The organism is Nonomuraea gerenzanensis, from assembly GCF_020215645.1.
Classification (GTDB): Bacteria; Actinomycetota; Actinomycetes; order Streptosporangiales; family Streptosporangiaceae; genus Nonomuraea; species Nonomuraea gerenzanensis.
Genome location: NZ_CP084058.1, coordinates 3965647 through 3980060, shown reverse-complemented (window position 1 = coordinate 3980060; position 14414 = coordinate 3965647). Strand labels below are relative to the sequence as shown.

The following is a 14414-nucleotide window of genomic DNA, read 5'->3' as shown; positions in this document are numbered from 1 at the left end:
CAGTTAGCGTCGTTCCATGCGGACCGCCATCTGTGAGCGTTTGGGCATCGAGTTCCCGCTGTTCGCCTTCAGCCACTGCCGCGACGTGGTGGCCGCCGTCACGAACGCGGGCGGTTTCGGGGTGCTGGGCGCGATCGCGTACTCGCCGGAGCAGCTCGACACGGAGCTGACCTGGCTGGACGAACGGGTGGGCGGCCGGCCGTACGGGGTGGACGTGCTCGTCCCCGGCAAGGTCGACGCCTCGGCGCTCGACCGACGCACGCACCTCATGGAGGCCGTCCCCGACCGTCACCGCGACTTCGTCACCCATCTCCTGGCCAAGTACGGCGTCAGCGCCCCCGGCCAGCCGATGACGGCGGTGGCCGACGAGTTCGGCAGGCGGGTGACGGCGGCCGGTGCGACGGGGCTGATCGACGTGGCGCTCAAGCACCGCATCGGGCTGATCGCCAGCGCCCTGGGGCCGCCGCCGCCCGAGATGGTGTCCAGGGCCAGGGAGGCGGGCGTGCCGGTGGCCGCGCTGGTCGGCACGGTCGAGCACGCCCGCAGGCAGGTGGCGGCGGGCGCGGACCTGATCGTGGCGCAGGGCACGGAGGCCGGCGGGCACACCGGCGAGGTCTCCACGATGGTGCTGGTGCCCCAGGTCGTGGACACGGTCGCCCCCGTCCCCGTGCTGGCGGCGGGCGGGATCGCGTCGGGGCGGCAGATGGCCGCCGCCATGGCGCTCGGCGCCGAGGGCGTGTGGTGCGGCTCGGTGTGGCTCACCACCGAGGAGGCCGAGACGGCGCCGGCGGTCAAGGCCAAGTTCCTGGCGGCCTCGTCGCTGGACACGGTCCGCTCCCGCTCCCGCACGGGCAAGCCGGCCCGGCAGCTCAAGTCCGCCTGGACGGATGAGTGGGACGCCGGTCAGGAGAGCCCCGGCGCGCTGGGGATGCCGCTGCAGATGTTGCTGGCCGAGGGCGCGATGGCGCGCATCGGGGCGGCGGCGGAGAAGGGCGAGCCGGGGGCCGTGGAGCTGGTCAACTACTTCGTGGGGCAGGTCGTAGGCCAGCTCGACCAGGTGCGGCCGGCCAGGGACGTGGTCTACGACATGGTCAGCGAGTTCGGCGAGGCGATCGAGCGGCTGCGCCACCTGTCGGAAGGGTGACGCCCGAAGCCACCTGCCGGAAGCCTGTCGGAAGGGTGACGCCCGGAGGTTGCCCGCTTTTTGCCAGGAGGTAACCTGCGCCTGTGGTCGGGACTCCGCCTGAGCTGGAACGCGGCACCGGCGTCCCCGCGCACGTGCAGATCGAGCGCTGGCTGCTCGCCTCGATCGCCGGCGGCGAGCTGGCGCCGGGCGACCGGCTGCCCGGCGAGCGGGAGCTGGCCGGGCGGCTCGGCGTGAGCAGGATGACGCTGCGGCAGGCGCTGGCCTCGCTGGAACGCGACGGCGTGCTGGTGCGGGTGCCCGGCCGGTCGGGCGGCGCGTTCGTCGCCGAGCCGCGCCCGGAGCCGCGCATCGACTGCGACCTGACGGGGCTGGCCGGGTTCACCGAGCAGATGCGCCGCGCCCACCTGCGGGCCGAGGCACGGATCCTGCGGGCGGCGACGGTGCCCGCGCCCGCCGCCGCCGCGCGGGCCCTGGGGGTCGCGCCGGGCGCCGCGGTGCACGAGGTGGCGCGGGTGCGGTCGGCCGGGCGGTCGCCGGTGGCGCTGGAACGCTCGTACTTTCCCAGCCTGCCCGGCCTGCTGGACGAGGACCTCACCGGCTCCCTGTACGCGCTCCTGGCCACCCGGTACGACCTGGAGCCGCGCACCGCGACCGAGCACCTCGACCCGGTCATCGCCCAGCCGGCCGAGGCCGCCGAGCTGGGCATCGAGCCCGGCACGCCGCTGATGCTGATCGAGCGCACCGCCTACGCGGCGGGCGGCACGCCGGTGGAGTACGCCCGCGACCTGTTCCGCCCGGACCGGGTCCGCATCACGGTACGCAGCGGCGTCACGGCACCAGAGGGCTCTTGACCACCACCCCGGGCACCCACCGCCCCTCCACCTCGACCTCCACCGGTGTCCCCGGCTCGGCCTCCAGGTAGGCGTAGGCGATCGACTCACGGGCGGTGTAGCCGTACCCGCCGGAGGTCACCCGGGCCGCCACCCGCCCGTCCACCCGCACCGGCTCGTTGCCGAGCGCGACGGCGCGCGGATCGCGCAGCGTCAGGCAGCGCAGCCGCCGCGCGGGCGCCGGGTCGAGGGCGTCCCTGCCGAGGAAGTCCTTGTCGGTCTTGACGCAGAAGCCCAGCCCTGCCTCGTACGGCGTCGTCTCGGGCCCGAGGTCGGCCCCCCACACCCGGTATCCCTTCTCCAGCCGCAGGCTGTCGATGGCCCGGTAGCCACCGGCCACCAGCCCGTGCGGCTCCCCCGCCCGCCACAGCGTCTGCCAGAGCGCGAGGCCGTACTCGCTGGAGCAGTACAGCTCCCACCCGTGCTCCCCCACGAACGTCACCCGCAGCGCCAGCACGGGCACGTCCCCCACGGTCAGCTCGCGCGCCGACATGAACGGGAAGTCCAGCGGATCGGGTGACAGCCCGCCCAGCACGTCGCGGGCCCGCGGCCCCCACAGCGCGAAGCAGGCGTACTGGCCGGTCACGTCCGCGATCCTGGCCGTCGAGCCGGTGAGCGCGGCCTGCTTGCGCAGCCAGCCCAGGTCGTGCGCGCCGAACGCGGTGCCGGTGACGATGAGGAACTCCTGCTCGCCGCGGCGGGTGACGGTGAAGTCGCACTCGATGCCGCCGCGCCGGTTGAGCGCCTGCGTGTAGGTGACGGCGCCCACGTGCCTGGCCACCCGGTTGTCGCACACCCATTCCAGCAGCTCGGCGGCGTCGGGGCCGGTGACCTCGATCTTGGCGAACGAGCTCTCGTCGAACAGCCCGGCGGCCGTGCGCGTGGCCCGGTGCTCGGCCCCGATCGCGGAGGACCACAGCCGCCCGGCCCACCCGTCCGGGCGCTCCTCCTCGCCGGGATGCTCGTTGGCGGCGTAGTAGTTGACCCGCTCCCATCCCGACTTCTCGCCGAAGACGGCCCCGTGGGCGGCGTGCCAGCCGTAGGCGGGCGAGACCCGCAGCGGCCGGCCCGCCGACCGCTCGTGGCCGGGGTAGCGGATGTCGTAGTACGTCTCGTAGTTCTCCACCGCCCGCTTGATCGTGTACGACGGCGAGCGGTAGTGGCGGCCGAAGCGGCGCACGTCCATGTGCCACAGGTCCATGCTGGGCTCGCCCTCGACGATCCACTCGGCCATCACCTTGCCGATGCCGCCCGCGCCCGCGATGCCGTGGGCGCAGAACCCCGCGGCCACGAAGAACCCGGCCACCTCGGTCTCGCCCAGGCAGAACTCGTTGTCGGGGGTGAACGCCTCCGGCCCGTTGATCAGCTTGCGGATGCCGACGTCGGCCATGGCGGGCACGCGGATCCGGGAGTTGTCGGAGATCTCCTCGAACCTGGGCCAGTCCTCCGGCAGGAGGCGGCCGTTGAAGTCGCCCGGCACCGCGTCGTAGGCGTTCTGCCCGGCCGTCCAGGGGGCGCACTGGCGCTCGTAGCCGCCCATGACCAGGCCCTGGACCTCCTGGCGGTAGTAGATGAGCAGGTCGGGGTCGCGCAGGGTGGGCAGGCCCGTGTGGTCGTGGAAGGCGTCGCTGACGACGTACTGGTGCGACATCGGCACGATCGGGACCCGCACCCCGGCCATGCGGCCGATCTCGGCGGCGAACATGCCGCCGCAGTTGACCACGATCTCGCACGCGAGATCGCCCTGGTCGGTGCGCACACCCGTGACGCGGCCCCGCTCGACGGTGATGCCGAGCACGCGGGTGCGGGTGCGGACGGTGACGCCGGCCTCGCGGGCGCGGCTCGCGAGCGCGTAGCAGAGCTGGGACGGGTCGATCTGCCCGTCCGTCGGCAGGTACGCCGCGCCGACCACGCCCGCCGGGTCCATGAGCGGGAACAGCTCCACGGCCTCGGCCACGGAGATCTCCTCCAGCGGCAGGCCGAACGTGCGGGCCCAGCCGATCTGGCGGCGGATCTCCGCCATCCGCTCCGGGGTGGAGGCGAGCTTGATGCCGCCGCACTCGGTCCATCCCGCGTCGAGGGTGCGGTAGAGCTCGACGGAGTACTGGTTCATCCGGGTCAGGGTGGGGTCGGCGCGCAACTGCCCGACGAGCCCGGCGGAGTGGAAGGTGGAGCCGCTGGTGAGCTCGTCCCGCTCCAGCAGGACGACGTCGCGTTCGCCGAGTTGGGCGAGGTGGTAGGCGACGGACGCGCCGCCCACCCCGCCGCCGATGATCACGATCCGGGCCGAGTCGCTCATGGTCGCGAGGTTAACCGGCGCGCCTGTAAAGGTCTAGACCGTTTAGGGCGGTGGAGCTAGCATCGAGCATGGCCGCGCCCGAGGTCCTCGATCGCATCCCCCTGCTGTCCGGCGTGCCGCGCTCCGTGGAGGAGCTGCCCGGCGGGCTCACCAACCACAACTACAAGGTCACGACACCGTCCGGCGTGTACGTGGTGCGCGTGTGGGCCAGCGACGGCGAGCTGCTGGCCATCGACAGGGCCGCCGAGCACGCCAACTCGATCGCGGCGGCGAAGGCCGGGGTCGGCGCGCCGGTGCACGACTACCTGCCGGAGCTGGGGGTGCTCGTGGTGGGGTTCCTGCCGGGGTGCCGCACGTACACGGAGGCCGACCTGCGGGATCCGGCGAACCTGCCGCGCGTGGCGGAGGCGTGCCGGCGGCTGCACGCCGGGCCGCGTTTCGTGCGCGACTTCGACATGTTCGAGGTGCAGCGGCGCTACCTGGAGATCGTGCGGGATCGCGGCTTCCGGCTGCCGCCTCGCTACCTCGACTTCATGCCCGCCGTCGCCCAGATCCGGAAATGTCTGGCCATCAGGGACGAGGGGACGGTTCCGTGTAACAACGACCTGCTGCCGGGGAACATCCTGGACGACGGCGAGCGCCTCTGGCTGATCGACTACGAGTACGCGGGCAACAACGACCCCTGCTTCGAGCTGGGCAACATCTGGAGCGAGTCCGACCTGCCACCCGGGCACCTGGACGAGCTGGTCACCGCGTACTACGGCCGCCGCCTGCGCCACAAGATCGCCCGGGCGCGCCTGCTCGGCCTCATGTCCAAGTACGGCTGGACGTTGTGGGCCTCCATCCAGGACGGCGCCAACGACACCATCGACTTCGACTTCTGGTCGTGGGGCATGGAGAAGTACGAGCGGGCGATGACCGAGTTCACCGATCCCGCGCTGACACGCCTCATGGACGAGGCCGCCCGGGCAGACTAGGGGCATGCTGGCCGCTTTGACCGGTCTGGGGCTGTCCACGGCCGCCGGGCTGAACGCATACATCCCGCTCCTGGTCGTGGGGGTGCTGGCGAACGTCACCGACGCCGTGCGGCTGCCCGACGGCTACGCGTGGCTGTCCAACTGGGGCGTGCTCGCCATCCTCGCGGTGCTGCTGCTGGCCGAGATGGTCCTGGACAAGGTGCCCGCCGTCGACAGCGTCAACGACGCCATCCAGACCGTGGTGCGCCCCGCCTCCGGCGGCGTGGTCTTCTCCGCCACCAGCGCCGCCGCCGAGCTGGAGAACTCCTCCTGGATGACGCAGAACCCGTGGGCGGGGTGGCTGCTGGGCATCGTGATGGCGCTGGCCGTGCACGCGCTCAAGTCCGCCGCCCGTCCGGTGATCAACGCGGGCACGGCCGGGGTCGGCGCGCCGGTCGTCAGCACGGTCGAGGACGCCGGGTCGTTCGGCATGAGCCTGATCGCGCTGTTCCTGCCCGTGCTGGTGCTGGTCGTGCTGCTGCTGCTCGCGGTAGGAGCGTGGTGGGTGCTGCGCCGGGTACGCCGCTCGCGTGCGCGCAGGAGGGCCGCCCGGGGGCATCACCCGCCAGGGTGACCCCATCTCCACCCGCGGGGTGACGCGCCGGCGGGAGGCCGGCGCCTACCGTGGGGGCGAGGTAGCGAACAAAGGGATCGAAACGTGTGGGCGTCAATCCGTGGCCCCCAACCCTGGCACGCTCACACGCGCTGGCGCCCGGCGGGACATCCGTGCCGCCGGGCCCAGCACATTCGGCGTGGCTCATCACAGGCGGCTCAACCAGCCGTCCACGGCGTTGACGAAGTCGTCGGGGCGCTCCTCGTGCAGCCGGTGGCTGGCGCCCTCCCACGACAGCACCACCGACGCGGGATCCTTGAGCAGCCCCGCCTCCCAGCTAGCCCGCCCGGCATCGGCCCAGATCGACAACACCGGGCACCGCCTCCGGGCCAGGTACTCGTCGCTGGCCGGCCGCACCCCGATGGCCCCCGGGCCGGTGAACATGGCCTCGAACGCCTGCACGAGCACGTGCGGCGGCATGCCGTACAACCGCCGCTTGTGCCAGCGCCTGATGACGGCGGGAGTGGCCGCGTTCGTGCACCACTCGTCGATGCGCTCGGCCGCCTCGTGCGGCCGCTCGCCCTTCAGCCCCGCGATCATGCGGGGGAAGCCGCGGGCGATCTCGGCGGACATGCCGTAGCCGGGGTCGAGGGTGACCAGCGCCCGCACTCGTTCCGGATGCTCGACGGCCAGGATGGAGACCACCTGGCCGCCCATGGAGTGCCCGACGGCGACCACCTGGGGGATCGCCAGCCGGTCGAGCAGGACGTCCAGGTCACCGGCCATCGCGCGCGGCGTGTTGCCGGTCTCCGGGACCGAGGAGTAGCCGTGGCCGCGCAGGTCCACGGCGAGCACGCGGTGCGCGGAGGAGAGCGCGTCGATGTGCCACGACCACTGGTGCGAGTCCGTCCCCCAGCCGTGGACCAGCAGCAACGGCGGCGAGCCCGCCACGCCGTCGTCGGTGTAGAAGAGCCGCACCCCCCGCTCGACCTCCGCGTACGGCATCTAGACCTCCGGCGCCTTGGGCGGGGGCAGCAGCGAGCCCTCCCCTGCGGTCCAGCCGCCGTCGATGGCCAGCTCGGCACCGGTGATGTACGAGGCCGCGTCGGACAGCAGGAATGTGATCGCCTCCGCCACCTCCTGCGGCTCCCCCCAGCGCCCGGCGGGCGCGAGCCCGAATGTGCCCTCCCCCGACACCGCTCCGAGCCCCTGCGTCATCGGGGTCACGATCATCCCGGGATGCACGGAGTTGACCCGGATCCGGTCCCGGCCGAACTCCAGCGCCGCGATCTTCGTCAGCCCGCGCACGCCCCATTTGGAGGCGCCGTACCCGCCCGTCAGGGGAAGGGCGAACAGGCCCGCGACGGACGACAGATTCACGATGGCGCCGCCGCCCTGCTCCCGCATCGGCCCGACCACGGCCTTCAGCCCCAGGAAGGTGCCGACCAGGTTCACCTGGAGGACGTTCTGGAACTCCTCCAGCGGCTGCTGCTCGATCGTCAGCATGGTGGCGATGCCGGCGTTGTTCACCAGGCCGTCCACCCGTCCGTACGCCTCCAGGGTCTCGGCGACGACGGCCGCCCAGGCGTCCTGGCTGGTCACGTCGTGCTGGATGAAGCGGGCGTCCAGTTCCTTGGCAGTCGCCGTACCCTCCTCCACCAGCACGTCGGTGAGCACGACGGAAGCGCCTGCCGCGACGCAGCGCCGGGCGGTGGCCGCCCCCATGCCGCGGGCGCCGCCAGTGATGATCACAACCTTGCCGTCAAGCACCCTGTATGCCCTCTCTAGGGGTGGTTCGGAAGTCATGTGCACTGAAACACACCGGCCGTATCCGATCAAGAGCTTGCTTGCTCACCGCAGCGCCCGCGAGGCGCGCCCGAACCGCCGGAGCCGACTATCCTTCAAGGCACCAACACCAACAGGAGGTGGCGAAGATCGGCGAGTTCCTTGTCATCGTGCTGGTGATCCTGGCGTTCCTCCTGCTGCTGGGCGGCGTCGGCATCTACGTCCTGGTCAAGCTGGGCAAGAAGGCCGCGGTCAAGGCCAAGCAGGCCACCGCCCGCCTCAGCACGCACGTCAACGCGATGGGCACCGGCGACGCCGCCGAGGTCGAGCGCCTCCGGCTGGACCTGCGCCGCGAGGTCACCCTCACCCGCCAGGCCGTCGAGCACGCGCAGAGCCTCGGCTGGGGCCTGGGCGACCTGCCCCGCCTCCTGGCCGACCTGACGGCGCAGGCCGACGTGCACGACGGGCAGCTCGGCATGTACGCCCAGCAGCGCCGCCTGTCCCCGTACGTCGACCACGCCACCCTCGACCGGCTCAGGGAGCACCAGGCCAAGCTGACGGCGATGTGCGCCCGCATCCGCGCCGACCTCCTCGGCGACCAGGTCCAGCACACCGCCACCGGCATCGCCGACCTCCACTCCCGCACCGACCTGGAGATCGAGGCCCGCCGCCACGCCCCCGACCCGCTGGACCAGATCGACGAGCTGTACCGGCGCTCGATGGAGGAGCGCAGGGACCGGCCCTGACAGTCACTCCATGTGTCACCATGGATGCGACGCGTGAAGTTCACTGAGGAGGTGCTCCGATGAGCATGGCCCTTCCCGAGTGGTTCTACCCCGGGCCTCCCGGTGGGTGGACCGCCGACATGCTCGATCACCTTCCCCCTGACGCGCCCCGGCACGTCGAGCTGATCGATGAGTCCCTCATCATGAGGTCGCCGCAGACCGGCTTCCATATGCTCATGCTTCGCCTGCTGGAGCGGTCGCTCCGCCCGCCCGAGGAGTTCCTGGTGGCCCGGGAGATGACGGTGACGCTGGGCCTGCGGCAGCGGCCGGAGCCCGACATCCTCATCGTCAGGCGCTCCGCCTTCACCGCGAAGACCACCTCGTTCAAACCCGAGGATGTCCACTTGGCCGTCGAGGTCGTCTCGGACGAGTCCAGAGAGCGCGACCGCACCACCAAGCCCATCAAGTACTCGGACGCCGGCATCAGGCACTTCTGGCGCGTGGAGCAAGAGGATGCGCTGCCCGTGGTCTACACGTTCGAGCTCGAACCCTCGGTCAGGGCATATGTCCCCACTGGCATCCACCGCAAGCGCCTGCGTACCAGCATCGGCTTCGACGTGGACATCGACCTCGACCTGGAGGCAGCCGCGCGCTGAGCGGTAAAGGGGTTGCGGCGGTACCGGCCGCGTCGCCATACTCTGAGCTCGTATCGATCACCGCTGCACGAAGGGAGGCTGAGACCGTGACAACGACTGTCCGCGTGCCGTTTTCCGCGTCCTCATTCCTTCCCACCAGGCGTCAGCCGACCTGATCGCGACCCGCCGGTGGGCCTCAGACCTGGAGTCATCCCACCGTGCCGAAGCACTCGCAACACCGCCGCCGTGGCAGGAACGCCCTCGACGCCGACGACCTCGAATGGCTCGACAACGCCCCCGAGGCGCTCGACGGCCCGCCTGAGGGCGACCGCTGGTCCACCTGGGACCAGAGCACCCCGACCGAGAAGGGCCCCCGCCCTCACCCTGACTGGCTGGTCACCGAGCTGGCCGCCGTCGACACCGAGCACGGCATACTCAAGACCGGCAAGGAAGCCGACGTCCACCTGATCTCGCGTGGCGTGCCCGGCACCGACCGGGTGTGCCTGCTGGCCGCCAAGCGGTACCGCTCGTCCGAGCACCGCCTGTTCCACCGCGACTCGGGCTACCTGGAGGGCCGCAGGACGCGCGACGACCGCATGAACCGGGCCATGGCCAGCCGCACCGCCTTCGGCAAGCAGGCCATCGCCGCGCAGTGGGCGGTGGCCGAGTTCTCGGCGCTGTGCCGGCTGTGGGAGCTGGGGGTGCCGGTGCCGTACCCGGTGCAGATCGTCGGGACGGAGATCCTTCAGGAGTTCGTCGGGACGGCCGACGGGTACGCGGCGCCGCGGCTGGCGCAGGTGGCCGAGGGGCTCGACGGGTTGTGGGAGCAGCTCGTGGCGGCCATGGTGACGCTGGCCAGGGAGGGGCTCGCGCACGGTGACCTGTCCCCGTACAACCTGCTGGTACATGAGGGCAGGCTGGTGGTGATCGACCTGCCGCAGATCGTGGACGTGATCGCGCATCCGGCCGGGCCGTCGTTCCTCGACCGCGACGCCCGGAACGTGGCGACGTGGTTCGCCGCCAAGGGCGTGGCCGCCGCCGACCCGGACGACCTGGCCGCCCTGCTCCGCAAGGAGGCTGGGCTCAGCCGGTGACCGATTCGAGGGTCGCGATGGTGTGGTGCAGCCAGGCCAGCTCGGCCTGGCTGGTGGCGTGGGCGATGGTGAGCAGGCCCTGACGGAACGGGTCGGCGAACTCCTCGGCGCCCATCGGCCTGTCCCCGTCGTAGAAGAAGCTCGTCGGCTCCTCCAGGAACGCCAGCCGCCTGCGCAGCACCGCCGCCTGCTCCTTGGGCTCGTCCAGGTGCCGGAGGAAGGCGAGCAGCGCGAACCAGCGGTTCTCGTCGCTGATGTCGAGCTCGTCCGGGTCGCGCAGCCGGTGTTCCAGCTCTGCGCGGCCCTCGGGCGTCAGGTAGAGGGTGCGGCGGGGTGCGGCGGCGACCCCCGGCTCGTCCTTCCTGACGAGCCAGCCGGCCGCGGCCATCCGCTTGATCGCCGGGTAGAGCGTGCCGTCGGCCACCGGGCGTACGTGCCCCATCAGCGCCGCCACCCTGCGGCGCAGGTCGTAACCGTGTAGGGGCCGATCTCTGAGAAACCCGAGTATGGCCAGCTCCAGCATGACTGTCATCATACCTCGGATCCGATATATATTGGTGCCGATATACGAGGAGATCCGTCATGCACGATGCCATCGTCCATCACAGCGGCGCTCGCATGCGCTGGGTGGAGTTGCCAGGCGAGGAGCCGGCGCGTGTCTACGTCCACGGACTCGGCGCCACCTCGGCCCCCTACTACGCGGAGGTCGCGGCCCATCCCCTGCTGCCCCGCCACCGGTCCCTGCTGATCGACCTGCTCGGGTTCGGGATCAGCGACCGGCCGCGGGAGTTCTCGTACACGCTGGAGGAGCACGCGGAAACACTGGCGGAGGGGCTGCGCAAAGCCGGGGTGGCGGGGGCCTCGGTGATCGCGCACAGCATGGGCGGGGCGGTGGCCACGGTCCTGGCCGCGCGCCATCCGGAGCTGGTCGCGCGGCTGGTGCTGGTCGACGCCAACCTCGACCCCTACCCGCCTACGCCGGTCCCGCCCGGGAGCAGCGGCATCGCGGCGTTCGGGGAGGAGGAGTTCCTGGCGGGAGGGTGGAGGCAGGTGCGGGATCGGGTGGGGCCGCACTGGTGGTCCACGATGCGCCTCGCCGACCTGCGCGCACTGCACCGCACCGCGGTCAGCCTGGCCAGGGGGACGGAACCGGCCGTGCGCGAGTTGCTGGCCGGGCTGTCGATCTCGCGCGCCTTCCTGTACCCGGAGGGGGCCGAGCCCGCCGGGGTCGCGGGGTTGCGGGAGGCCGGGGTGCGGGTGCTGGAGGTGCCGGAATCCGGGCACAACATCATGCTCGACAACCCCGAGGCCTTCGCCCGCACCCTCACAGCCCTGCTCCCCTGACCTCAGACGTCCCCCGCCCAAGGCGTCCCTGACCTCAGACGTCCCCTGGCCTGGGGGCTCCACCGCACCCTCGGCAGCACACAGCGGCCCCGTGCCCGCCTGCGATCGCCCCTTCCGCATGTGGTGATCCCCGGGCTTCGTGCCGTGGCGCTGGGCGCGTGCCGTGGTTTGTCAGGACGTGGCGGCGTTGTTCCTGGTGACCGCGCCCGTGGCCGCGTCCACCGCCACCTCGTGCTTGACCCCGTCCGCCCCGATCACATCCGCCTCCCACACGGTCTTGCCCTGCTCCGTGTCCAGGTTCAGCTCCGTGACCCGCCCTTCGGGCACCGCGGCGACGATCTTGTCGGCCGCCTGGGCGTAGTCGAGTTTGGCCGCCGACACCCGGGCTCGGTGCTTGGCCTTGTCGTCGGCGTCCTCCTGCTCGGTGGTGGGCCCCGCGACGACCTTGCCGGACTCCACGTCGAGCTGGTGCTCGGTGCCGTCCTTGCCGACGACCTGCACCTCCCACAGGCTGCCGTTCTCCTCGGTCTCGATGGAGACGAGGGTGGAGCCGGGCACCGCGCCGAGCGCCGCCTGGGCGGCCTGCTTGAGGTCGCCCGCCCCCGGCGAGCCGGTCGGCGAGGACGCGGACGTGGGGGTGCCGATGGACGGCGAGGAGCGGACGGCCAGCCGCTCCACCTCGCGCACGACGGCGCCGCAGCCCCCCGCGAGCACCGACGCACCGACCAGGGCCCCAATGATCGTCTTGTTCATACCTGGACGCTGCCCACCAGCAGGCGAAGCATTCGCCCAGGTCAGAAGGCATACGCCCTATTGAACTCCGGCCTCGCGCATGTCACGCAGCTCGCGCTTGAGCTCCTTGATCTCGTCGCGCAGCCGGGCCGCCACCTCGAACTGCAGGTCGGCCGCCGACTGGTGCATCTGCTCGGTGAGCGACTCGATGAGGGACTCCATCTGGGCCCGAGGCATCTCACCGGCGATGGCCTTGGCGTGCTGGCCCGCCTGCCGGGCGGCGAAGCCGGGCACGGGGGCCTTGCCGCGCGACTGCTGCCGGCCGCCGCCCATGAGCTGCTGGGTGTCGGCGTCCTCGCGGGACAGCGAGTCGAGGATGTCGGCGATCTTCTTGCGCAGCGGCTGCGGGTCGATGCCGTTGGCCTCGTTGTAGGCGATCTGCTTGGCCCGGCGCCGGTTGGTCTCGTCGATCGCCCGCTCCATCGACGGCGTGACCTTGTCGGCGTACATGTGCACCTGGCCCGAGACGTTACGGGCGGCGCGGCCGATGGTCTGGATCAGCGAGGTCTCCGAGCGCAGGAAGCCCTCCTTGTCGGCGTCGAGGATGGACACCAGCGACACCTCGGGCAGGTCGAGGCCCTCGCGCAGCAGGTTGATGCCGACGAGCACGTCGAACTCGCCGACTCGCAGCTCGCGCAGCAGCTCGATGCGGCGCAGCGTGTCGACCTCGCTGTGCAGGTAGCGGACCCGGATGCCGAGCTCCAGGAGGTAGTCGGTGAGGTCTTCCGACATCTTCTTGGTGAGCGTGGTGACCAGGACGCGCTCGTCACGCTCGGCCCGCTCGCGGATCTCGTGCACCAGGTCGTCGATCTGGCCCTTGGTGGGCTTGACCACGATCTCGGGGTCGACCAGGCCGGTCGGGCGGATGACCTGCTCCACCACGTCGCCCTTGACCCGCCCCAGCTCGTACGGCCCGGGCGTGGCCGACAGGTAGACCGTCTGCCCGATGCGCTCCAGGAACTCCTCCCACTTCAGCGGCCGGTTGTCGAGCGCCGACGGCAGCCGGAAGCCGTGCTCGACCAGCGTGCGCTTGCGGGAGGCGTCGCCCTCGTACATGGCGCCGATCTGCGGCACGGTCTGGTGCGACTCGTCGAGGACGAGCAGGAAGTCCTCGGGGAAGTAGTCGAGCAGCGTGTTGGGCGCGCTGCCGGCCTCGCGGCCGTCCATGTGCCGCGAGTAGTTCTCGATGCCGGAGCAGGTGCCCACCTGCCGCATCATCTCGATGTCGTAGGTGGTGCGCATCCGCAGCCGCTGCGCCTCCAGCAGCTTGCCCTGCCGCTCCAGCTCCGCCAGCCGGTCGGCCAGCTCGGCCTCGATGCCGGCCACGGCGGCGGCCATGCGCTGCTCGCCGGCGACGTAGTGGGAGGCGGGGAAGATGTAGAGCTCCTCGTCCTCGGTGATGACCTCGCCGGTCAGCGGATGCATGGTCGCGAGCTTCTCGATCTCGTCGCCGAACATCTCGATGCGCACAGCGAGCTCTTCGTACTTGGGGATGATCTCGATCGTGTCGCCGCGCACCCGGAACGTGCCGCGGGTGAAGGCCAGGTCGTTGCGGGTGTACTGCATGTCGACGAGGCGGCGCAGGAGCTGGTCGCGGTCGGTCTCCATGCCGACGCGCAGCCGGGCCATGCGGTCGACGTACTCCTGCGGGGTGCCCAGGCCGTAGATGCACGACACCGAGGCGACCACGATGGTGTCGCGGCGGGTGAGCAGCGAGTTGGTGGCCGAGTGGCGCAGCCGCTCGACCTCGTCGTTGATCGAGGAGTCCTTCTCGATGTAGGTGTCGCTCTGCGGGACGTACGCCTCGGGCTGGTAGTAGTCGTAGTACGAGACGAAGTACTCGACCGCGTTGTTGGGCAGCATCTCGCGCAGCTCGTTGGCGAACTGGGCGGCGAGCGTCTTGTTGGGCTGCATGACCAGGGCGGGCCGCTGCAGCCGCTCGATCAGCCAGGCGATCGTGGCCGTCTTGCCGGTGCCGGTGGCGCCCAGCAGGACGCTGTCCTTCTCCCCGGCCTTGACGCGGCGCTCCAGCTCGGCGATGGCCGTCGGCTGGTCGCCGGATGGAGTCATCTCGGTGACGACCTCGAAGGGCGCCACCTTCCGCTGCAAATCAGTGACCGGTCGCATGCTGCCA

General features: G+C 71.4%; 14 protein-coding genes. 8 read left to right on the top strand and 6 right to left on the bottom strand.

Features of this window, described 5'->3' with window-relative positions:
- The first annotated feature begins 16 nt into the window (after positions 1–16).
- Complete coding sequence (locus LCN96_RS19040) at positions 17–1144, top strand: NAD(P)H-dependent flavin oxidoreductase (protein ID WP_225274165.1); 1128 nt, start codon at positions 17–19, stop codon at positions 1142–1144.
- An 83-nt stretch (positions 1145–1227) separates the two neighbouring features.
- A complete protein-coding gene (locus LCN96_RS19035; RefSeq protein ID WP_225274164.1) occupies positions 1228–1998 on the top strand; it encodes a GntR family transcriptional regulator in 771 nt (256 codons plus the stop codon).
- Here LCN96_RS19035 and LCN96_RS19030 read toward each other — a convergent pair.
- Positions 1976–4336: a GcvT family protein gene (locus LCN96_RS19030; RefSeq protein ID WP_225274162.1), complete on the bottom strand. Its 2361-nt coding sequence runs from the start codon at positions 4334–4336 to the stop codon at positions 1976–1978. The two genes, LCN96_RS19035 and LCN96_RS19030, sit on opposite strands and share 23 nt — an antisense overlap.
- A 50-nt stretch (positions 4337–4386) precedes the next feature.
- Between LCN96_RS19030 and LCN96_RS19025 the strand changes: the two genes are divergently transcribed.
- The gene (locus LCN96_RS19025; protein WP_225274160.1) at positions 4387–5313 is read left to right on the top strand and encodes a choline kinase family protein; all 927 of its coding nucleotides are present in this window, start codon (positions 4387–4389) and stop codon (positions 5311–5313) included.
- Positions 5314–5317: 4 nt separating this feature from the next.
- Positions 5318–5926 (top strand): DUF4126 domain-containing protein, encoded by a 609-nt coding sequence (locus tag LCN96_RS19020; protein WP_225274158.1) that lies wholly within the window; start codon positions 5318–5320, stop codon positions 5924–5926.
- Between the two features lie 186 nt (positions 5927–6112).
- Here the strand turns inward: LCN96_RS19020 and LCN96_RS19015 are convergent, their stop codons facing one another.
- Together LCN96_RS19015 and LCN96_RS19010 are read right to left on the bottom strand one after the other, a co-directional pair.
- Positions 6113–6910 (bottom strand): alpha/beta fold hydrolase, encoded by a 798-nt coding sequence (locus tag LCN96_RS19015; RefSeq protein WP_225274157.1) that lies wholly within the window; start codon positions 6908–6910, stop codon positions 6113–6115.
- On the bottom strand, positions 6911–7711 hold the full coding sequence (locus LCN96_RS19010; RefSeq protein ID WP_225274155.1) for a glucose 1-dehydrogenase: 801 nt from the start codon (positions 7709–7711) through the stop codon (positions 6911–6913).
- A 119-nt stretch (positions 7712–7830) separates the two neighbouring features.
- On the opposite strand from LCN96_RS19010, the gene LCN96_RS19005 reads away from it, so the two are divergent.
- The 3 genes from LCN96_RS19005 to LCN96_RS18995 all read left to right on the top strand — a co-directional run bounded on the left by LCN96_RS19005 (position 7831) and on the right by LCN96_RS18995 (position 10144).
- Positions 7831–8436, top strand: a complete 606-nt coding sequence (locus tag LCN96_RS19005; protein WP_225274153.1) for a hypothetical protein — start codon at positions 7831–7833, stop codon at positions 8434–8436.
- 59 nt (positions 8437–8495) lie between these two features.
- A complete protein-coding gene (locus LCN96_RS19000) occupies positions 8496–9071 on the top strand; it encodes a Uma2 family endonuclease (protein WP_225274152.1) in 576 nt (191 codons plus the stop codon).
- Positions 9072–9268: 197 nt separating this feature from the next.
- Positions 9269–10144, top strand: a complete 876-nt coding sequence (locus LCN96_RS18995) for a serine protein kinase RIO (protein ID WP_225274150.1) — start codon at positions 9269–9271, stop codon at positions 10142–10144.
- Here the strand turns inward: LCN96_RS18995 and LCN96_RS18990 are convergent.
- A complete protein-coding gene (locus tag LCN96_RS18990; protein ID WP_225274148.1) occupies positions 10134–10667 on the bottom strand; it encodes a PadR family transcriptional regulator in 534 nt (177 codons plus the stop codon). The genes LCN96_RS18995 and LCN96_RS18990 overlap by 11 nt on opposite strands.
- A 59-nt stretch (positions 10668–10726) precedes the next feature.
- Between LCN96_RS18990 and LCN96_RS18985 the strand changes: the two genes are divergently transcribed.
- Positions 10727–11488 (top strand): alpha/beta fold hydrolase, encoded by a 762-nt coding sequence (locus LCN96_RS18985; protein ID WP_225274146.1) that lies wholly within the window; start codon positions 10727–10729, stop codon positions 11486–11488.
- A 171-nt stretch (positions 11489–11659) separates the two neighbouring features.
- On the opposite strand, the gene LCN96_RS18980 is transcribed toward LCN96_RS18985, so the two are convergent.
- Both LCN96_RS18980 and uvrB read right to left on the bottom strand, forming a co-directional pair.
- Positions 11660–12241, bottom strand: coding sequence for a PepSY domain-containing protein (locus tag LCN96_RS18980; protein ID WP_225274144.1), 582 nt, complete (start codon positions 12239–12241; stop codon positions 11660–11662).
- A 57-nt stretch (positions 12242–12298) separates the two neighbouring features.
- Positions 12299–14407, bottom strand: a complete 2109-nt coding sequence (gene uvrB / locus LCN96_RS18975; RefSeq protein ID WP_225274142.1) for an excinuclease ABC subunit UvrB — start codon at positions 14405–14407, stop codon at positions 12299–12301.
- Between the last annotated feature and the right edge of the window lie 7 nt (positions 14408–14414).